General features: G+C 32.9%; 26 protein-coding genes. All 26 read left to right on the plus strand.

Annotation, left to right across the window (positions count from 1 at the left end; translation table 11 throughout):
- Nucleotides 1–244: 244 nt before the first annotated feature.
- The 26 genes from DB313_RS04720 (at nucleotide 245) to DB313_RS04845 (ending at nucleotide 18566) form a co-directional block, all read left to right on the plus strand.
- Nucleotides 245–439, plus strand: a complete 195-nt coding sequence (locus tag DB313_RS04720) for a hypothetical protein (protein WP_120104725.1) — start codon at nucleotides 245–247, stop codon at nucleotides 437–439.
- A gap of 234 nt (nucleotides 440–673) precedes the next feature.
- Nucleotides 674–1579: a hypothetical protein gene (locus DB313_RS04725; protein ID WP_120104726.1), complete on the plus strand. Its 906-nt coding sequence runs from the start codon at nucleotides 674–676 to the stop codon at nucleotides 1577–1579.
- 191 nt (nucleotides 1580–1770) lie between these two features.
- Nucleotides 1771–2661, plus strand: coding sequence for a hypothetical protein (locus tag DB313_RS04730; RefSeq protein WP_120104727.1), 891 nt, complete (start codon nucleotides 1771–1773; stop codon nucleotides 2659–2661).
- Nucleotides 2662–2990: 329 nt separating this feature from the next.
- A complete protein-coding gene (locus tag DB313_RS04735; protein WP_120104728.1) occupies nucleotides 2991–3788 on the plus strand; it encodes a hypothetical protein in 798 nt (265 codons plus the stop codon).
- A 238-nt stretch (nucleotides 3789–4026) separates the two neighbouring features.
- Entirely contained in the window at nucleotides 4027–4773 is a 747-nt protein-coding gene (locus DB313_RS04740) for an Mlp family lipoprotein (RefSeq protein WP_120104729.1), read from the plus strand.
- 163 nt (nucleotides 4774–4936) lie between these two features.
- Nucleotides 4937–5689 (plus strand): hypothetical protein, encoded by a 753-nt coding sequence (locus tag DB313_RS04745; protein ID WP_120104730.1) that lies wholly within the window; start codon nucleotides 4937–4939, stop codon nucleotides 5687–5689.
- A 340-nt stretch (nucleotides 5690–6029) separates the two neighbouring features.
- Complete coding sequence (locus DB313_RS04750; RefSeq protein ID WP_120104731.1) at nucleotides 6030–6611, plus strand: hypothetical protein; 582 nt, start codon at nucleotides 6030–6032, stop codon at nucleotides 6609–6611.
- Nucleotides 6612–6666: 55 nt separating this feature from the next.
- Nucleotides 6667–7206 carry a hypothetical protein gene (locus DB313_RS04755; RefSeq protein WP_120104732.1) on the plus strand — a complete coding sequence of 180 codons (540 nt, stop codon included), beginning with the start codon at nucleotides 6667–6669 and terminating at the stop codon, nucleotides 7204–7206.
- A 12-nt stretch (nucleotides 7207–7218) separates the two neighbouring features.
- Nucleotides 7219–7806, plus strand: a complete 588-nt coding sequence (locus DB313_RS04760) for a hypothetical protein (RefSeq protein ID WP_120104733.1) — start codon at nucleotides 7219–7221, stop codon at nucleotides 7804–7806.
- 263 nt (nucleotides 7807–8069) lie between these two features.
- Nucleotides 8070–8519, plus strand: coding sequence for an Mlp family lipoprotein (locus DB313_RS04765; protein WP_120104734.1), 450 nt, complete (start codon nucleotides 8070–8072; stop codon nucleotides 8517–8519).
- Nucleotides 8520–8570: 51 nt separating this feature from the next.
- Nucleotides 8571–9011 carry an Mlp family lipoprotein gene (locus tag DB313_RS04770; protein WP_238614537.1) on the plus strand — a complete coding sequence of 147 codons (441 nt, stop codon included), beginning with the start codon at nucleotides 8571–8573 and terminating at the stop codon, nucleotides 9009–9011.
- A 54-nt stretch (nucleotides 9012–9065) separates the two neighbouring features.
- Complete coding sequence (locus tag DB313_RS04775; RefSeq protein WP_161555021.1) at nucleotides 9066–9518, plus strand: Mlp family lipoprotein; 453 nt, start codon at nucleotides 9066–9068, stop codon at nucleotides 9516–9518.
- Nucleotides 9519–9557: 39 nt separating this feature from the next.
- Nucleotides 9558–10013 carry an Mlp family lipoprotein gene (locus DB313_RS04780; RefSeq protein ID WP_238614538.1) on the plus strand — a complete coding sequence of 152 codons (456 nt, stop codon included), beginning with the start codon at nucleotides 9558–9560 and terminating at the stop codon, nucleotides 10011–10013.
- A gap of 58 nt (nucleotides 10014–10071) precedes the next feature.
- Nucleotides 10072–10524, plus strand: a complete 453-nt coding sequence (locus DB313_RS04785) for an Mlp family lipoprotein (protein ID WP_120104738.1) — start codon at nucleotides 10072–10074, stop codon at nucleotides 10522–10524.
- 54 nt (nucleotides 10525–10578) lie between these two features.
- Nucleotides 10579–11049, plus strand: a complete 471-nt coding sequence (locus DB313_RS04790) for an Mlp family lipoprotein (RefSeq protein ID WP_120104739.1) — start codon at nucleotides 10579–10581, stop codon at nucleotides 11047–11049.
- A 638-nt stretch (nucleotides 11050–11687) separates the two neighbouring features.
- The gene (locus tag DB313_RS04795) at nucleotides 11688–12884 is read left to right on the plus strand and encodes an anti-CBASS protein Acb1 family protein (protein WP_120104740.1); all 1197 of its coding nucleotides are present in this window, start codon (nucleotides 11688–11690) and stop codon (nucleotides 12882–12884) included.
- 9 nt (nucleotides 12885–12893) lie between these two features.
- The gene (locus tag DB313_RS04800) at nucleotides 12894–13403 is read left to right on the plus strand and encodes a DUF1357 family protein (RefSeq protein WP_238614539.1); all 510 of its coding nucleotides are present in this window, start codon (nucleotides 12894–12896) and stop codon (nucleotides 13401–13403) included.
- A gap of 55 nt (nucleotides 13404–13458) precedes the next feature.
- Nucleotides 13459–14070, plus strand: coding sequence for a DUF228 domain-containing protein (locus DB313_RS04805; RefSeq protein WP_120104741.1), 612 nt, complete (start codon nucleotides 13459–13461; stop codon nucleotides 14068–14070).
- Nucleotides 14071–14088: 18 nt separating this feature from the next.
- A complete protein-coding gene (locus DB313_RS04810) occupies nucleotides 14089–15015 on the plus strand; it encodes a hypothetical protein (RefSeq protein ID WP_120104742.1) in 927 nt (308 codons plus the stop codon).
- Nucleotides 15016–15017: 2 nt separating this feature from the next.
- Nucleotides 15018–15422, plus strand: a complete 405-nt coding sequence (locus DB313_RS04815) for a DUF3890 domain-containing protein (protein WP_120104743.1) — start codon at nucleotides 15018–15020, stop codon at nucleotides 15420–15422.
- Nucleotides 15422–15796: a DUF1506 family protein gene (locus DB313_RS04820; protein ID WP_120104744.1), complete on the plus strand. Its 375-nt coding sequence runs from the start codon at nucleotides 15422–15424 to the stop codon at nucleotides 15794–15796. The genes DB313_RS04815 and DB313_RS04820 overlap by 1 nt, the downstream gene beginning before the upstream one ends.
- A 32-nt stretch (nucleotides 15797–15828) precedes the next feature.
- Nucleotides 15829–16368 carry a DUF764 family protein gene (locus DB313_RS04825; RefSeq protein ID WP_120104745.1) on the plus strand — a complete coding sequence of 180 codons (540 nt, stop codon included), beginning with the start codon at nucleotides 15829–15831 and terminating at the stop codon, nucleotides 16366–16368.
- 39 nt (nucleotides 16369–16407) lie between these two features.
- The gene (locus DB313_RS04830) at nucleotides 16408–17484 is read left to right on the plus strand and encodes a DUF787 family protein (protein WP_120104746.1); all 1077 of its coding nucleotides are present in this window, start codon (nucleotides 16408–16410) and stop codon (nucleotides 17482–17484) included.
- Nucleotides 17484–17903 (plus strand): DUF1463 family protein, encoded by a 420-nt coding sequence (locus DB313_RS04835; RefSeq protein WP_120104747.1) that lies wholly within the window; start codon nucleotides 17484–17486, stop codon nucleotides 17901–17903. The genes DB313_RS04830 and DB313_RS04835 overlap by 1 nt, the downstream gene beginning before the upstream one ends.
- Entirely contained in the window at nucleotides 17904–18317 is a 414-nt protein-coding gene (locus DB313_RS04840) for a DUF1473 family protein (protein ID WP_120104748.1), read from the plus strand.
- Between the two features lie 48 nt (nucleotides 18318–18365).
- Entirely contained in the window at nucleotides 18366–18566 is a 201-nt protein-coding gene (locus DB313_RS04845) for a DUF1322 family protein (protein WP_120104749.1), read from the plus strand.
- Nucleotides 18567–18581 lie beyond the last annotated feature (15 nt).

An 18581-nucleotide genomic window follows, 5' to 3' on the forward strand; every position in this document is an offset into this window, starting at 1 on the left:
AATCATTTCCAGTGTATCGTTTACTTAAACGCTTTTCTTATGCAAAATTAGAATCAATATAAGAGTCAATTTTTAAAAAGAAAGACAAGATTTAGACTTTTGTTATAGGTTTAATTTGTAATCTTTATTAAAAAATATCATTATAAATAAGTAATATTATTAAATAATAATCAAACTAAAAAGAAATGTCAATAATGTTGGTAATTTTAGTCTAAACAAATTGTAACCATGCATGCAGGCATTTATGAACAAGAGAACTGACTTAATAAGTAAACTTAAAACTCAAGTAGTAGCTACAGAATCAAAGAAAAGTAATGAAATAGAGTTGAAGACGGAAGTAGAAAAGATTTCTGACAAAAAAACTTCAACTACTAAAGAGGGTGAGAAAGGATATTACTGGTCTACATATAGAAGTAATATTGAAGCTAAGGCGATATAAATTGGGAACTTAGTTAAGTAATAACTAGCTTTAAACGCTAAAAAAGAAGGCCAAACATGGCCTTCTTTTTTTTGCAGTCCTTGCTACACTCAAATTAATATACAAAATTATATTAATCTTTTTAAAAATACTAGACTTTTATTAGAGGTTTAATTTATAATCTTTATTAATGAATATCATTCTAAATAAGTAATAGTATTGAATGATATCAACAAACTAAACAAGGAGAATAAAGTGAAAAAAATTAATATAATATTTTTTCTAATATTAGCTATGGCTGTAATGGCTTGTAAACAAGATACGGATGGTGAAACACCAGAGCAAAAAACAGCTAGGGAACAGAAAGAGGCTGAACAACTCGAAAAAATGAAAGAATTAGTAAAAGACCAAGTAGCAGAAGCAACAAAGCCAAAGCCTGAAACAGATGAGGAAAAGGCAAAAAGAGAAGAGGCAGAAACTAAAGCTTTTCAGGAAAGAGTAGGCAATGAATTAACAAGAAGAGAAAATGAAGTTGCTCTTAATGCATTAAAAAAAGAAAGAGATGATTACAAAACAAAACTTTCTACCACAAAAAAAACATATGATGGTACAGCATCAGGACAAAAAAAGGCAATAACTATTCCTGAACATGTAACTGCTGTTAAAGAGACAGATCTGGACAGCATTTATTCTGGTTTAGGTTATGACAATTCTACTATTGGAAAATTGCAGGAGGTAATTACTACATTAGGTATTACTAGCAGTAATCAAAGCGCTAAGGCCGAGGAAATAAAATTTGCTTCTGGAGCACTGGAGTTGTTAAAATCTCTTGGGGAAGATACTAACAAAGTATTGAATGAGTATTTGGGCGATGCTGGCTTGGAGAAAATTAAAAATGACAAGAAGCAAATCGAGAAAGCTAAAACTGCTTTAAAGGCATTTACTGACAGTAGAGATTCATTAATAACTGCTATTAATAATCAAATAGGAACTGCGCAAGGAAACAAAGGTACTCTTGACACTATGAAGACAGACTTAGAGAAGATTTCTGACAATCCTTCTACTGACGTTACTACATCTGGTCAGAAAGGATACTACTGGACTACATATAAGAAAAGTATTCAAGCTAAGGCAAAAGAAATTGCAGACTTAGTTAAGTAATAACTAGATATTAAAATTAAACAGAAGGCCCTTTGTGGCCTTTTTTTTATTTACAGTCCTTGCTACACTCAAATTAATAAACATCATTTATGGACTTTTATTAGAAGTTTAATTTATAATATTTATTAAATAATATTATTCTAAATAAGTAATATCATTAAATTATAATAAAACTAAACAAGGAGAATAAAGTGAAAAAAATTAATATTATGTTTTTCCTAGTATTATCCGTGGCTATAGTGGCTTGTAACCCAGACAGTAAGTCGGGTAGTGATGATAGTAAGAAAACACCGACAGGAACAGAACAAACAGGAGCGGGACAAACAGGGGCAACAAAAACAGGAACACCAGAAACGGCAGGAACAGGAACACCAGCAACGGGAGGAACAGGAGCAGGAGTAACACCTCCACCAGCATCTACAGGCACAGGAACAGAAGGAACACCCCAAACGCCACCAGCACCCCAAGTATCACCATTTGAAGCATTAAAAGCCAAAAGAGATGCATACAAAAAAGAGCTTAGTGACCGAAAAACAGCATTTGATGGACTAACATCACTCAATAAAGTAGACATTCCTACACAAGTAACTACTGTTAAACCAACAGAAGACCAACCTAAAATACATGCAAGCTTAGGTTATAATAGTGATTTAAATAAAAAATTAGACGATTCAATTAAGGCATTGAAACTTGGTGATGGTACTAAGGTAGACGAAATAAAAGTGGTTGACGACATGTTCATTATTTTAGTTTCCCTTGATGAGATTACTAACAAATTAGTAGATACGCATTTAAGTGACGAAAACTTGGAAAAAATTAAGAGCGACAGTCAGAAAATCTCTAGCGCTACCACAGCATTACAGGCATTTATTGACAAGAGAAAGACATTAATGGATGAGCTTAAAAAGCAGATAGAAAAAGCAGCAGTAAAGAAAAGTAATACCGCAGATCTTAAAACAGAATTGGAGAAAATTGGTAAAACAACGGCTAATGTTACTACACCTGGTGAGGCCGGATATTATTTTACTACAGTTGAAGCTCTTAAAGCAAAGGTAGAAGAGATTGAAAACCTATTTAAGTAATAACTAGCTATTAAAACTAAACAGAAGGCCCTTTGTGGCCTTTTTGTTGTTTTAGGCTTTTTTGCAAAAGCTCTGCTTTAAATTAGCGTATAAGAAACAACAACAAAAAAACCTGAACAAAAATATTAAATTAAAGAAGCTTTGATTAATATCTTGTAATTACTTATTTCATATTAAATTAATGCAGTAGACAAGAAGAATATTATATTTTTAAATTAAAATATTACAAATTAGTATTGTTATTGTTTAATAATTGTAGTACATTATTCTACTAATTGGATAGGATTAAGTATTATCTAATAATAAATACAAACCGAGGAGAGGTAAGAATGAAAAAGTTTAGTATTATAACTTGTATTTTAGCTGTGGCTATGCTTGCTTGTAAGCAAAACGGAGTAAAGGAGATTAAGAGTCAAGTTGACAATGAGCAAACAGAAACAGTTCAGGGAAGCAAAGACTTAAACAATGCGCAAACAGAGACAGTTGTAGTAAAGAGAGTAAAAATTGAACCAAAAACAAAAGAAGAGGCTATAACTGTATTAAATGAGACAGTAAGTCACCACAAGGCAGAGATTGCAAAGAAAAAGAGCGAATTTAAGCCAGAAAATAGTCAGAAAGATAAAATTCCTTTTACACAAGTAAGTACTACTTTCCAACCTAAAAAATTAGAGGAAAGAGTTTATGCAGGACTAGGACATGATGTTGGTCTACTACAAGACTTAAACGAGGCATTAAAGGGGTTAGGTGAAATTAAGGATGATTTAAAAGATTCAAATTCACTTCTTGCACAAAATGTTTTGGTATTGCTCTATAACATTGGTCTTGACCAAGAAGTTATGCTAGAGAAATATTTAAACAGTACAAAGATATCTGGACTTAATCAAAACAAGACAATGAGTGATATAACTGGTCTTGATGCTCTATTAGAAGAATATATGCAAGCTAAAAGTGATTTAGTAGCCAAGATTAAAGAGCAACTCAAAGTAGTGGCATCACACAATAGTAATAACGACAAGGAAAAAGCAACAGCAGAATTACAAAAGATTGCTGATGTTAACGGTGAGTATTGGAAAGAGTACAAGGAACTTGTCAAAAAAGAAACAGTAATTAAGAATCTAGTTCAATAAGAAATAAATAGGCTATAAGCAAGAAATAAGCAGGCCATAAGTTTTATGGCCTCTTTTTATTTCAAAAACAGATACAAACACAAAGACTTAACATTTCACATTTAAATATTAAAAAACACAAGAAAACTATCTTTTAATTTCATAGTCATCTTTATTTTTAAATAAAAGCGTGGGGGATTTTGGTTTACTATTTTTGCTGTATATTTATTGTCTATCGATCAAAATTAAGGAGAGGATTATGAAATGTATAAGTATGTTGCTTGTTTTAATGAGCACTTTTGTTTTCAGTTGTAAGTTATATGAAGCTTTAGCTGAAGAGGAGGCAAGCATAGAAAGCGAAGCTATGCCTTTAGATGAAGCTAAAATAAGTAGCCTAGATAAAGAGACTGTTCCGGCTGTTCAAGCAGATGGTACGCCTGAGCAAATTGTAGCATCCGTAGGTTTAGAAGGCGAGGAGAGTAAGAAATTTGAACATTTGAAAGGGTCTTTAGGTGATGCTATTAAGGTTAATGGAAAAGGCGAGGAAAAACGAAAAGAAAACGAAGAGAGACAAAAAGAGTTTTTTGATTGGCTAGATAAAAATGATCCTGATCTTTCTAAGAGAAAAGAATTAGCAGAGCTTATGAAGAAGGTATACGGCTTATTAAAAGAGCATGCTCAAAATTCAGAACAAATTAAGAGCTTTGTTGAGGGCACTCCAAAGGATGAGAATGTTAAAAAAATTGGAGTTACTTCTGCTAGAGACATTAAGACTGATGAGCAAGTAGAGGCTTTAATTAAAGCTGTTCTTGGTCATAGTGAAGAGAGTGGAACTAATTTAAGTTTATTCTTCCAAAAATTAGGCGATGCTTTTGGGACTGAAGATGGTGAGTCGCAAAAAAGCAATGAAAAAATTTTAGAAGAGCTTAAGAGAGTATGTGAAAGCTCTGATGAGATTAAAAAATTAAAAGAAGATTTAAAGATAGAAGAAAAAGTACAGTCTTGAGTAATACATAATATTAAGGCGTGACCCTAAAGCTCTCATGAAGAGCTTTAGGGTTAATTTTTTGCCATAAAGCTTTTTAAGGACAAATTTATATGTTTATTTGGGTTATTGAGATATAGTTGTACTCATCAATACATAAAATACATTTTTAAGGAGGGGAAAAATGAAATATATTGGTATTTTATTTGCATGCTTAATTATTTTTACATTTAGCTGCACATTATATGAAGATATTGGGAATATTGATGCTGTGGCTGATTTACTGGCTGACCAGCAAGAAGCTGCTTCTACAGGTTTAAAAGATGCTTCTACAGGTTTAAAAGATACTTCTACAGGTTTAAGTAAGCTTGATAAAAAAGAGAAGAAGGTTAGTTCTTTAAAAGAAACTCTGGAAAATTCTAGTAATGTTCTCTATGAAAGTAGTAGTCCAACTAAGACTAGACAGGAAGAATTCTTTAAATGGCTAGAAGAAAACGATTCTGATTATTCCAAGAGGAAGCAATTAGAGGAGTCTATGGATAAGGTGTTTAGCTTAATTAAAGACAGTGCTTCTAGTTCCACAGAAATTAAAGAAATAATTGCAAAAGGACAGAGTGATGCGGGTATTATTAAGGCTGGAATTAAGACTGCTGACGACATTAAGACAGATGAGCAAGTAGATGCTTTAGTTAAGTTTGTTACTGGGACTGGAGATGATTTGGACTTGGAGAGTGGAAGTAGTAGCATAAAGGCATTTTTCGGAACATTAGCAGAGGTTTTTGATGATGATCTTAATGATGTTATGACTGACAAGAAGGGACAAAAACGGGGACATGATAAGGTTTTTGAAGACCTTAAGAAAGTATTCTCTGAAGATTCTGATGGTCCATTTGATATTTTGAAAGATGCCTTGAAGCAGGCCTTGAAGAATAATTAAATATTAAGTAAAAGAATAATAATTTATGCAGTTAACCCTAAAGCTTTGTGAAAGTTTTAGGGTTAATTTTTTGGCCTAAAACTTTCAGACTATATCTAGCTATCTAGCTAAAAAACCGCATCACCTGTTAAGAGTATTGTTGTGCCCTTAATTAAAGAGTTAAAGTATTGTGTTCTAGCAATTTTCAAGAATAGATAATATAATGAATAGACAATATTTATTTGGTTAAAAATTTAAATTATATTATAGTTTATTATTGTATAATCAGGATTGATTTTTTATTCGAAATAATATAAAAGTGTTATTTCGAATAAAATTAGTTGTATTAAAGATGAGTGTGATGGATAGGGAAGAAATTTCTAATTACTTAAGTATGAGTGAAGATGTTAATGTGGCTAGGAGACTAGAGAAGATTGCATTGGATACTGTGTCCACTGTTATGACTAAGCTAGACAAGATTTATGTTACGCCGTCTTTAAGAGAAGTTAGATATGAGAATGATAGAATAAAGGAGAAGGTTGAAATTGTTGCTTCTGTTACTTCTAAGCTCAATAAACATCTTTTACTTGTAAGAGATAAGTTTGCACAAGAAATTGATTCTTCACTTGTGATTCAGGTTGCAGATAATATATTAGACTTATTTTATTGGATTAGGATGGATTTTCATACTATGGATGATATTGAAAGACGAATTAACCAAGGGTTGAGCCATACATATAATGAACTTGAACTTATAGAGGATGCTGAGGAGGAAATTAGAGAGACTGGGGATGCAGAAAGGGCTAAGATTTTAAGAGTTGTGCTTGAGGTTTTAAAGGCAACTTTATCGGCAGATAAGGCTTTGATGAACATAATTCATATGTCAATTAGAGCTACAGGGGAGCTTGCTATTCGAAAAATTGATAGTGTTATTAAAGATTAATAATTATTAAGTATAAGTTAAAAAATATTGATGATATTTAGGAGGTACTTAATTTATGAGAATAGGAAATATTTTGTTAATCTCGTTATTTGTGTCAAGTTTGTTTATATCTTGTAAAAGTTCACATAAGGAAATAGAAAAGGTTGTAATTGAATATGCTAGCAATAGTGGTTATGCAGGCTCGGTTAACTTGAATTTGGAGAATGATTACGATTCTTTTTCATTAAAATATGATCTTTTTGCAGAATATTCTAGCATAGAAGCACAATTTAAGGGCGATGAGCTTTTAGTCAAGGATATAAGATTTAATGGAAGTGAAGTTTGTATTTTACCTGATTCTGATATGACAGTATATAAGCTTGATGAATTATGGGCAGTGAGTGTTGGCGTTGACTTGGAGCGTTGCATGGGGGGATGGAAAGAGATGGCAAGTAAGGCTGGTGAGAAAGATTTATTTTTTTCTATTGTTGCCGTTAATAAAGGAAGTGGTGTAGAGAAAAATTATTCCTTTAAGGTTAGTCCAAAAAATTTGATTAGTTTTATTGAATCTGTTGAACTTGTAAATCCTGATGGATTTTCTAGTAATGTTAGTTAGTGAGGTGTGTTTATGAGATTTGTTTCAATAATTTTTCGTATGTTGTTACTTTGTGCGTCAAGTTTGTCTTTGCTATCAGCAGGTGTTTTGGAATCTTGTGGTGAGTATGTTTGCTCTAAGACTTATGAACAAAAATTTGGGGATGATAGTAGAATAAGAAGCGTCCTTTTCCAGAGGGAAATCTTAAAGAAGGATAGTGAGGGGTATTTAAGTAGCGAGGAGTCTTATAGAAAGGCGCTAGATGAATCTTTTCCTTATTATCATTTTAAGTTTACAATACTTGGTGAGAAGAGAATGCTTAATTTTAAAAATGTTATTTTTGATGGCGTAGAGGCAGAAATGTCAATGTTTGATATAACAGAGCCTAGTGTGCAGCTTGCACGCATTAAGGATTTTCATATAGAACCTGTTGAAAATAATAAAAAGCTTTTGGGTTTACTTTTCCCAGTAGAGGTACGAAATAATTTAGTTGTTTATCTTAGACGTGAGTTTGTTGATAAACTTAAACAAAAAGATAAGCTTAAGATTACTTTAATAGCTCATGATGATTCGGAATATGTAGTTGAGATGTCTAATATCTTAAAAGAATATGATTTTTAGTTGAATTTAATAAAATCGTCAAGAATTAAATAAAATTTATAAAGGAATGCCTAAATTAGTGAGGGCGTTCCTTTATTAGTAATTTGTTAATAATTGTTAATCAAGGTCTCTTATAGCTTGAACTAGTCTTTAGCTAAATTAATAAAATAATCTGTAAAGTAATTCTGTTTTATAAACTTATTTTAAACTTATTTTTTTAAATGTTGAGATATACTTGTTTGCACATATTTTTGTACTAAATGTTTAAGTGTTGGAGATTAATGATGGGAAGAATGAAATATATTGTAGTGTTTTTACTGCTATTAGTGAGTTGTAAGCAATACAGTGAAGAAATTGGCGATAAGGGTAAAGATAATCCTCAAGATAAAAGTGAAAGTGAAGTAAGCGAAGAGGGGCAAGAGGAAGTCAAGAAGACAGTAGAAGAGGCTTTAAGAGAGAAGTTAAGTGATACACAGAAGGCGAGTTTGGATTTTCTTAAAGAGGCTTTAAATGACGAGGGTAAATTTAATAAGCTTTTGGGAATGGATGAAGGGAAGGTAAAAGGAGCACTCGATCATATACAACAAGAATTGGAAAGTTGTACGGGGGAAAATGTCAGTAGTGGAAAAGAAACTTTTAAAAAAGTTGTAGAAGGAGCTTTGGGTTCTAGCATTGATTTAAATAGTTTTAAAAATCAAGCAGTTAGTGGTTGCGATGCTAATGGTGGTGGTTAAGTAAATAGGCGAATAAATAAAAGAGGATGATAGTGTAAGTGAAGGAGATTAATGATGGGAAGAATTAAGTATTTTGTAGTGTTTTTACTGCTGCTAGTTAGTTGCAAGCAATACAGTGATGTTATTGAGAAAGAGGAAAAAAGCCTTAAAGATAAAAGTGAAAGTGAAGTAAGCGAAGAAGGGAAAGAGGAAGTCAAGAAAACGCCAGAGGAGAGTTTAAGAGAAAAGTTAAGTGAGAACCAGAAGAAGGGCTTAGATTTTCTTAAAGAAGCTTTAGGAGATGAAGCTGAACTTAATAAACTTTTGGGGTTAGGTGAAGGAAAGGTTAAAGGGGCGTTAGAGCACATACAACAACAATTGGATAGCTGTAAGGGAGATAATGCGAGTGAGGGGAAAGAAACTTTTAAAGAAGTTGTAAAAGGAGCTTTGGGAGCAGAGGGTACCAACTTAAATCAGCTTACAGAAGCAGTTACTACTTGTAGCACTTCTTGATGGGGCAAGTTGAAAATGTAGTAAAGAGAATTAGAACGTAAATGAAGGAGGTTAATGATGGGAAGGGTGAAGTATTTTGTAGTGCTTTTAATACTAATAGTGAGTTGCAAGCAATACGATGAAGAAATTTCTAAAAAGGGTGAAAATAATCGTCAAGATAAGAGTGTAAGTGAAGTAAGCGAAGAAGGAAAAGAGGAAGACAAGAAAACAGTGGAAGAGGCTTTAAGAGAGAAGTTAAGTGATGAACAGAAGGCGAGTTTGGATTTTCTTAAAGAGGCTTTAGGGGATGAAGGGAAATTAAATAAACTTTTGGGATTAGATGGAGCAAATGTTATAAAGGCGTTAGAGAACATACATAAGCAGTTGGAAAAATGCAAAGATAAAAATCAAGGGCAAAAAAACGAATTTAAAGCACATGTAAAAGCTTCTTTGGGAGGGAACGATACTAATCTGGAACAACTTATAAAAACAGAGAGTAATTGCGATGCTGGTGAAGTTGGTGGTTAAGTTAAATAAGCAGTCAATAGAAGAAAATGAAGGAGGTTAATGATGGGAAGAGTAGAGTATGTTGTATTGTTTTTACTGCTAATAGTGAGTTGTAAGCAATACGATGAAGAAGTTGTTGAGAAGAATGAGAAAAGTCTTAAGAATACAAGTGTAGAAGAGGGATTAGGAGAAAAGGTAGAGACAAAGCAAACGCCAGAAGAGGCGTTAAGGGAGAAATTAAATGAGAAACAGAAAGTGGGCTTAGATTTTCTTAAAGAGGCTTTAGGAGATGAAGGGAAACTTAATAATCTTTTGGGAATGGATGAAGGGAAGGTAAAAGCAGCTCTTGAACACATACATAAACAATTGGAGAGTTGTACGGTAGATAAAGCAGGTGGGCGAGAAAGCTTTAAACAATCTGTAAAAGGTTATTATGAAGGTGGTAGCACTGATTTAGATAGTTTTAAGACAAGCGTAGTTAGTACTTGCGATTCTAGTGGTTCTGATGGTGAGTAAATAATAAGTAAGCAGGTAGATTAAAAGATAATGAGAATTTAAATGTTGGAGACTAATGATGAAAAGAATGAAATATGTTGTAGTATTTTTACTACTGTTGATGAGCTGCAAGCAATATGATGAAGAAGTTGTTGAGAAGAATGAGAAAAGTATTAAGAATAAAAGTGTAGAAGAGGGATTAGGAGAAAAGGTAGAGACAAATAAGACACCAGAAGAGACTTTAAGAGAGAAGTTAAATGAGAAACAAAAGAAGGGCTTAGATTTTCTTAAAGAAGCTTTAGGAGATGAGGGTAAACTTAATAATCTTTTGAGATTAGAAGAAGGAAAGGTGAAAACAGCACTTGAACATATACAAAAGCAATTGGGAAGTTGTACGGGGGATAATGCCAGCAATGGTAAAGAAACTTTTAAAGCCCTTGTAAAAGGTTATTTTGAAAATGGTAATACTGATTTAGACAGCTTTAAAAGTCAAGCAGAGAGTACTTGCGATGCTAATGGTTCTGGTAGTTAAGTAACTAAGCAAATAAATTAAAGAGAATGAGAGTGTAAATGAAGGAGGTTAATGATGGGAAGAGTGAAATATGTTGTAGTATTTTTACTACTATTAGTGGTTGGTTGTAAGCAATACAATGGTGAAGTTGAGAATAAAAGTGAAGGCCTTAAGGCTAAGATTGGTGATGGGGTAATCGAAGAGGGAGAAGGAAAAGATGAAGTAAAGAAAACAGCAGAAGAGACTTTAAGAGAGAAGTTAAATGATAAACAAAAGAAGGGCTTAAATTTTCTTAAAGAGGCTTTAGGAGATGAGGCTAAACTTAATAAGCTTTTGGGTTTAGAAGAGTCAAAGGTCATAGAAGCTCTTGAACACATACAAAAACAATTGGATAGCTGTGCAAGTAAAAATCATGTTCAAGAAGGACAAAGTTCTCCCCAGGATACTTTTAAAACACTTATAAAAGCTTATTTTGATGGTGACAGTGCTACTTTAGACAACGTTAAAACAAATGTAGTTAGCACTTGCGATGCTAATGGTTCTTGATGTGGGGAATTAAGAAAAGGATTTAAAAATAGTATTTCAAACCAACCTATAAAAATTCAATTATTGTTTTTAAAAAACTTTAATATCTTCAATATTGAGATATATTTAAAATCGGAGAGGGAAAAAATGTTTCACATTTTTGAAATAAGAGGTTTTCTTTTTGAAGAGTAAGGAGTTGCTCAAAAGAATTAGTAAGTCTACTCTTCTTATCTGCATAAGAACCATAAAATTTGCCTTAATTGTGTCCATGAAAATTATTAAATTCATTTTAATATTACACATGAAGCTTATTAAGCTATTTTTTATATTGTTCATTAAGGTTAGCTATTTTCTTTTAGTAATGATATTAGTTTCAATAATTCCTAGAGGGAGAGGCAGACCCCGAAAATATTTTTAAATGCCATGAGCGGTAAGCAAGGACGCTTATTGCCTTATGTTATTTTATTCTACATTCTTCTCATAAGAGTTCATGAATAGATGTTTCTACTCATGAGCTCTTGCTTGTGTGCATCAAAGAGACAAAGATATCCCAAAAAGATGCCCATCAGGAATAAGAATTATTTAATAACATATTAATTTAATAAAAGATATTAAGTTAAAATGTATACAAAATAAGATTTTTTTGGTATATTTATAATGTGATATTTAAAAAAGATGTAAATAGATTTGTAAATATTTTAGGTTCTAGGGAGAAGATAAATCCTTTGGAGCTTTATAGGTATTCGGTATTTTTTAGAAATTATATAGAAACAACAGCAGAGGATGCCTTACGTCCTGGTATTAAGTTAGAATTCCTAAGCACTGGATTTGATTTTGATTTACGCTCTTTAGAATTAGAACTGAGAGAAGCTCTTCTTGAGGCTATGATAAGTTATCGGTTTAATGGGGCTGGGTATATTTTGGTTAAACCTAAGTCTTTAGATGAGGATTTAAGTAGGGGTGTTAATGATGAGGTTCCTGTTGGGTTTAAATATTTAGACTATGGGCGACTGCGGGATAACCGTGATAGTGATTTTGTTGAATACTTGCGGGATGATGGTGTTGGCATTTTGATACACAAGAGCAGAGTCATAATATATGAAAACTTTGATTACATTTTAAAAGCTCATGCACCCGTTTATACAGAAAGTTTACTTTTAGATATTTGCCTGTTGGAACAGATATATATAGAGATAGAGAAGAGAATTGAGCAGTATAATTTTTTGTTTTATAAGGATGAACAGCTTGTTGGACTTATGGAAGCTTTGCATGATGCTAGGTCTCAGGTTAATAGGATTGGTAAGAGTGGGGGATTATTTGCTACATTTTTTAGTGGTACTAAACAGAATGAGCTTCGTGATGTTGATGGGATTGAATCTGGACTTGGGCGTGTTTTTGAAAAGCTTAAGGGAGGTTTGAGTAATGATGGAATATTTTACAGTGCGGATGAGAATGCAAATTTAGAAGTAATAAAATATGACCTTGCTTTTTTAAAGGATGCATTTGATTTGGTTAAAGCAAAAATTGGTGCTGATACTAAGGAACCATTGACTAGAAGCTTTAATGAACAAGTCAAGGGGTTAGGGAGTGATGGCAAGGGAGACCGAACTAACTATATTGATTTTTTGTGCACTGTACAAGAATCGGCTGGACTTGCGGTTAATCTTAAGCTCAATAAGTACTACAGGCTGAACATGAGATTTAATGACTTGTTGGTATTAAGTGATGAGCAGAGATTAGAGAGAGACTTAAAGATGTTAGATGCATGTTCTAAGTATTTAGAGATTGTAAGGCAAAATTCTTTAAGTGATGATGAAGTTGTGGCTTTGAAGAGTAAATTAAATTTTTCATTTTAAGGAGGTTTGGTGAAGGAATTGGAAGAGATGGTAAAGACTGACCCTTTGGGTGAGGTTAGTGATGAGCTTGAGAGTAGTGTACCTACGGGTGATGAATTATTTAGTAGAGCTGTTTGGATAACTAGACTTGCAGATGACAATTTAAGCTCGGGATACAACACGCAGGCGCTTTTAAATGCAGGGCATTCATTGGTTGAGGTGATAGACATGCAATCTATTGAACTTGTAAGGAAATATGTTGATAATAATCAAATATTAGCGATTGCGGGTACTCTTGATATTGCTAATGTAAGCTTTAAGACTAAGGATATGCTTACAAGACTTGCTAATGTAAATATTGATGCTCGTAGGAACAGTAATAATTCATACGGCTTGATGTCTTTTGGTAAGGCGAGCTTAAGGGGGGAGTTAAACTTACGAGACAGGGAAGTTGAGATAAAGAATTATAAGGACTTAAGGCAGGCTATGCTTAATGAGTGGGGACAAATTAAGCGTGAATTTTATAGCGCTAAGTCTTAGTTTATTTTAATTTAAAATTTTTTAATTTTAAAAATAGTTTTAAGGAGAATATTTTATGCAGGACAAAAATAACCTAGAGGCAAATTTAACTAAATTACAGCAAGAAAAGAGTAAGTTAGAGAGTGAACTTGCGTCTCTTAAACAAAACAAGCAAACATTAGTTTTAGAAAAACTTAAGAGTGTGAGTTGTAACACATACCCATCTGTTTTTGATAAGCCAGATAAATTTGGGTCTCGTGACTTATATTTTGCACATAAAGGTGGACTTAAATCCTGTGTGGCGGATAAGTTTGAAAATTACCAAGCTGTTGATTTTTGTTATAAAAGTGGAGTCAAGCTTGTTGTTGATGATGGACTTGATGCTAGAGTTGCACGCGGTGGTGAGGGTGATCTTTATGGGGTTTGCATAGACTATGATGAGTTTAGCCGGACTGCTACAGTTGTATCTATTGCTAGTAGTTTTGAGTGCGTTTTACTTGCTAGTGATGATGTTAAAGCTGGAGATAGGTTAGTTTTTGATGAGTTGGGAGTTCTTAAGAGGGTTGATAATAAAAATACCTACATGCACGCAATAGCTTTAAGCGATGCTTTACAGTTTAAAGATAAAGTTGGGTGTTATGGTGCAAGGGTTATGCTTATAAGCAAGCCTATTAAGAAAGCTAGTTAAAAAAGGAGAATTAAAAAATTGAGTGAAAGTCTATTTAATAATGAAGAATTTATAAACACCGTAAGAGAGTCTTTATCTGTAGAAAGACCAATACCGGAATATTATCATTTTTTCGATAATGAGCAAATAGAGATTAGTGATGTATCACTTGCAAGTGAGAGAGTAGTAAAGTGGCATTCAAATTTAACAGGCCTTCCAACACTTAAGGTTAATGATTTTAGTACTGTTGCTACTATTAAGTTTAAAAGACAGGTAGTTTCACTAAACTATTTACCGTTCCAATATGCATTTACATATTATGCCCCCGATGGGAAGTTAGATATACAGGCTGTAAGTAATATTAATATGAGTGAAGGGCTTAAGTATTCAATTGCTGAAATACATAAACTGGTAAGTGCTCATTACTTAAGGGGTGGATTGTGCTTTTCAGGTGACGAGAAGAAGAGGACTCTTCTTGTTGATGAATCTAATCGAGAGACTATGTATGGACTACTTAATCTTCCAGGGCAAATAGATAAAACAGTAAAGATAGGGTCGGCTGTGGATTTGGTTAAGGCTTGCAATGCTGTTATTGGAGAGATTAATTTAGAAGATAACAGAAGTGTTCCTTTTAAGGTTTTAACTACCCCTAGGATTAAAGGACTGTTACTTGAGAGATTGCCTAATAATAATTATTCATATAAGGATATGTTATTTGACTCTTTAAGAGCAATCAATAATGATGCCGATATTGAGCTTGAAACTACAAATTTACTAGACGACGAGATGTTAATTTATCCAAGAAGCCCTAAGCTTGTTTTGTTAAAAGATGGGCATCCGATTGTGCTTAATGCATATACACAAATATCAAGTAGTAATTTCAGAACTAGTTTCCTAGATTTTTCTATTGGTAGTATTCTTGCAAGTGAGAATTCGATTCTTAGGCTTAAAGTAACTTGGAATTGATGATGAACTGTAGAGGTTTTCTGGACTTGGTAGGAGAAACATATTCTCGAGTATTAAGCTTGCTTATGCTTAAGGCAGAGGAGCTTAGTATTGATGAATTTAATATGTATTTGAAGTTGCTTGAGGATGTTTTACTTAGCAGGGGCATAGGCGTAGGTGACTTAAATGAAAGCAAGGTGTTTTTACTTATTTATTATTTTCTAGGGTGTGAACTTAAGAAGAGAGGTAGGCTTGTACATTTTGACTTTAGTAAAGTGAAGTCAGAGAAATTTAATGAGATAGCTGTAGAGTATTCGGATTGTGTTCTAAGAGAAGAGGCTTTAAGCAAAGATTTTTGTATTGCGTTTAAAAGCCTCTTGAATGAGATTAGTGGGTACAAAAATAAAGCATTGATAGGAGTTGTATGATGAGTGGTGCGCTTGAGAAAGTAAATTTATCTATAAAAAATAGTATTAAAAGATATGCACAACCTATGTTTTTATTTAAAAAGACGTTAGTTAAAAATGAGGAAAATGCTTCCTATGAGAAGAAAATTAGTAGAAAGAACTTTACTAAATTTAGTGGTGTTTTTTTACCACTTACAAAAGAAGAGAAAATTGACCTTTTTGATACAAAAATTATTGCTAATGAATTTTTCGCTAAAGTTTATACACTAGACTATCTTGATTTTAGACCGGAAGAACAGGTTTTGGTTGATAAAAGTTTTTTGGAAATTGTTAGCATAAGTGGGTTTGCTCAAAATGAAATTGGATATACCATGTTGATTCTTCAGGGGCTTTAATTGCGTATAGGCAGTTGTTAGTAGGAAAATGTATGTTACTAGGTTTATATGAATCTCAGGAATTCTTAATAAAAATACTCCTTAACTTTAAGGAGTATTTAAAGAAGCATTCTTTAGAAGTAGAGCTTCTAAACCTACGTAGTAATCTTTATTTAAGTGATTTACAAGAAAATCACCCCGATTTACTTGTTATTAAACCAGAAGGGTATGAGGGTCTTGACCCGCGCGAGTTAAGAAGTGGCGGGTTTTATGAGAATGTTAATGAGTTTGGTTTAAATTTTACTCTGCATTTTATGGGATTTGTTAGGGATTTGAGTGAACTAGAGATTTATTGCAATTTGCACGGCATTTATGAACACTTTTTAGACTTTTTGCATGCAAGTTCTCATAAATTTGAGTTTAGGAAAAAACTTAAGAGTTCATATAGCTTATCTTTAAATTATTACATAAATGCAACAAGTAATTTAAATAATAATGGGTTTGTAAGGGTTACAGGGAGTGGGAACAGAGCAGTTTTGGGGTTAAGTCAAGCTTACAGGGCAAATATACAGGCTATTGAGACTAAAAATTAATACTAGAAATTAAAAATTAGATTTAAAAAAGGAGAATATATGCCACAAGATACAATTAATGTTAATTTAATTGAAAATAAAGTTAAGCTAAATGATGTTGGATACTATAATCCTTTACTTATTTACAAGAGCGATTGTTTAAGTGAAGGGCATTTTGTTTTAAATGTTTCAGGCTTTAAAGACAGTATAGCGTCTTTAAAGCTAAGGCAGGAAATTAGCAGTGATGAGTCTCGAAAGAAGACGGCCGAGACACAGCGAACTCTTTTAGCGAAGAGTTTTTCTGCCCTATTTGCATCAGAAGGCCTTAAGTCTGTTGATTTTTATATCTATAAAGATATTAAAGAAGTAGCTAAATACTTAAGGGAGCATGTACACACCTTTGTGGTATTTGTAGATGAGGTAGCGGACGATGCTTTAAAGAGTGACTTTGAGGCGCTAGAGGGTTTATCTAAATTTATGGTACTGTCAACTAAGAGCAAGGATTTGCCCAAGGAGTTAAAGGATAAGAATGCTAGCGAACTTGATGGCGTTATTCTTGTTTATGTGGGTGATAATGAGCATCTACATCTTAAGTTTGTGTCCAAGTATTTGCATCAAGCATCCATTTTTCACTCTGTAAATCCTTATGGGATTACATTAAAAGCAAATCCAATTTATGATGCAACTTTAATTAGTTCTTTGAGAAAAAACAATATTAATTTTTATTCTCTACTTAATGAAACGGGAAGGGATGGTGTTTTGGCATTCAAGGAAGGGGTGGATGTTGCCGGCAATCCAATTGACGAGGCCTTTACATACCATCTCTTAAAAACGGAAGCCACTCGTGAGCTTATTCGTATTTGGAGCCGTAACAATAGACAAAACAGCAAACTTAGCCAGTTAAAAGTTAAAGAAGGCAACAATGCATACACGGCAGGCCTTGAGTGTTTATTTAAAGGATTCAGGGACGCAGGTCTTATTGTGTCTTTTTCCGACATTAAACTTGAGCTTAAGGCAAGTAGTGGATTGGCGCTAGATTTATCAATTCGTGTTAAATATAATGACAGTTTTAAAAGTGTCATTTTAAACATAAGTAGTGATGATATTAATGATTATTTAAAAAAGGAGGCTGTTTAATGAAGGAATACTATTCACTAGATTTAGTATTTTTTAGCTTTGCAGGTGTTCTAATAGATAGAGGGAAGATACAATATTCAACTTCTCCTTCTACCATGGCTACCGCAAGCACGGAGGACAGAAATGTTCCAATTCCTAGTTTCAGGGATCCGCGTACGGTTACGCATATATTCAATTTAGAGGTTACTAAGGGCTCATTTGACTATAAGGTTTTAACTAAACTTAGTAATGAGCAATTTTACTCTAACTCTTCAAAATTAGAAAAACTTAAACCATTGGTATTCAATGACCAAATAGGGCTTAAGGTTGTATCTAATAGTGCATTTTTTGCCGAAGTGCCAAGTAGGAGTTATGCAAATGATAATGAGACCGTTAAATTTGTAATACATGCGATTAATTGTGAAGTTGAGAGGAGTTAGGTGCGTTACAAGTTAAAAATTTTAGATAAACACAAGACTTATGAATATGTATTAAGAGACATACCCATGTATGAATGGGATTCTATTTTGGGATTTGATGTTAATCAGGAAACCCTAAGGCGTGAGCTTAATAACCTGTCTGTTCTTAAGAAAATAAGTACTTTAATGATATCTCCTGCCTTTTTTGATGAATTTTACGAGATTATTAACGCCAATAGAAGGCATTCATTTTTGTATAAATATGCTCTTCCCACAATTCTTTTTGCTGTCCAGTATTCTTTACTAGAAAAAGTTGAAGGGCTTAGAGAACCTAGTTTGGTTTATGTTGAGAGTCATCAAGACGCTAATGGAAATTTTATTAAGTATTCTCATATTGATGACAAGTGGAATTATGAGAGCTTAGTTTCTTTGTAACTATTCTATTTGTATTAATTTAAAAAAAATTTAAAAAAGGTGCAATGCATGAATCATAATGCTACTTTAAATGATTATTTTTCATATTTGAAATACTTAAGGAGTGAGTCTTGTAAGTATTATTTTCCTGTGTTAATGGGCGTTTGTACTTATGATGAGGTTAGACAATTTAAATACAGGGAGCTTGTAGAAATCAATAAAATTGCTAATTTAAAGCTTAAGAAAGAAATTTATGAAAAATTTTGCTAAATAAGGTATAGGAAA

Origin of the sequence: Borrelia turcica IST7 (assembly GCF_003606285.1) — a bacterium.
In the GTDB taxonomy this organism is placed as follows: Bacteria; Spirochaetota; Spirochaetia; order Borreliales; family Borreliaceae; genus Borrelia; species Borrelia turcica.

Bases quoted from the DNA above. Each gene is read 5' to 3' on its own strand.
- DB313_RS04720 (WP_120104725.1), top strand. From the start codon at position 245: ATGAACAAGAGAACTGACTTAATAAGTAAACTTAAAACTCAAGTAGTA.
- DB313_RS04735 (WP_120104728.1), top strand. From the start codon at position 2,991: ATGAAAAAGTTTAGTATTATAACTTGTATTTTAGCTGTGGCTATGCTT.
- DB313_RS04740 (WP_120104729.1), top strand. From the start codon at position 4,027: ATGAAATGTATAAGTATGTTGCTTGTTTTAATGAGCACTTTTGTTTTC.
- DB313_RS04745 (WP_120104730.1), top strand. From the start codon at position 4,937: ATGAAATATATTGGTATTTTATTTGCATGCTTAATTATTTTTACATTT.
- DB313_RS04750 (WP_120104731.1), top strand. From the start codon at position 6,030: ATGGATAGGGAAGAAATTTCTAATTACTTAAGTATGAGTGAAGATGTT.
- DB313_RS04755 (WP_120104732.1), top strand. From the start codon at position 6,667: ATGAGAATAGGAAATATTTTGTTAATCTCGTTATTTGTGTCAAGTTTG.
- DB313_RS04760 (WP_120104733.1), top strand. From the start codon at position 7,219: ATGAGATTTGTTTCAATAATTTTTCGTATGTTGTTACTTTGTGCGTCA.
- DB313_RS04765 (WP_120104734.1), top strand. From the start codon at position 8,070: ATGGGAAGAATGAAATATATTGTAGTGTTTTTACTGCTATTAGTGAGT.
- DB313_RS04770 (WP_238614537.1), top strand. From the start codon at position 8,571: ATGATGGGAAGAATTAAGTATTTTGTAGTGTTTTTACTGCTGCTAGTT.
- DB313_RS04775 (WP_161555021.1), top strand. From the start codon at position 9,066: ATGATGGGAAGGGTGAAGTATTTTGTAGTGCTTTTAATACTAATAGTG.
- DB313_RS04780 (WP_238614538.1), top strand. From the start codon at position 9,558: ATGATGGGAAGAGTAGAGTATGTTGTATTGTTTTTACTGCTAATAGTG.
- DB313_RS04785 (WP_120104738.1), top strand. From the start codon at position 10,072: ATGAAAAGAATGAAATATGTTGTAGTATTTTTACTACTGTTGATGAGC.
- DB313_RS04790 (WP_120104739.1), top strand. From the start codon at position 10,579: ATGGGAAGAGTGAAATATGTTGTAGTATTTTTACTACTATTAGTGGTT.
- DB313_RS04805 (WP_120104741.1), top strand. From the start codon at position 13,459: ATGCAGGACAAAAATAACCTAGAGGCAAATTTAACTAAATTACAGCAA.
- DB313_RS04815 (WP_120104743.1), top strand. From the start codon at position 15,018: ATGAACTGTAGAGGTTTTCTGGACTTGGTAGGAGAAACATATTCTCGA.
- DB313_RS04820 (WP_120104744.1), top strand. From the start codon at position 15,422: ATGAGTGGTGCGCTTGAGAAAGTAAATTTATCTATAAAAAATAGTATT.
- DB313_RS04825 (WP_120104745.1), top strand. From the start codon at position 15,829: ATGTTACTAGGTTTATATGAATCTCAGGAATTCTTAATAAAAATACTC.
- DB313_RS04830 (WP_120104746.1), top strand. From the start codon at position 16,408: ATGCCACAAGATACAATTAATGTTAATTTAATTGAAAATAAAGTTAAG.
- DB313_RS04835 (WP_120104747.1), top strand. From the start codon at position 17,484: ATGAAGGAATACTATTCACTAGATTTAGTATTTTTTAGCTTTGCAGGT.
- DB313_RS04845 (WP_120104749.1), top strand. From the start codon at position 18,366: ATGAATCATAATGCTACTTTAAATGATTATTTTTCATATTTGAAATAC.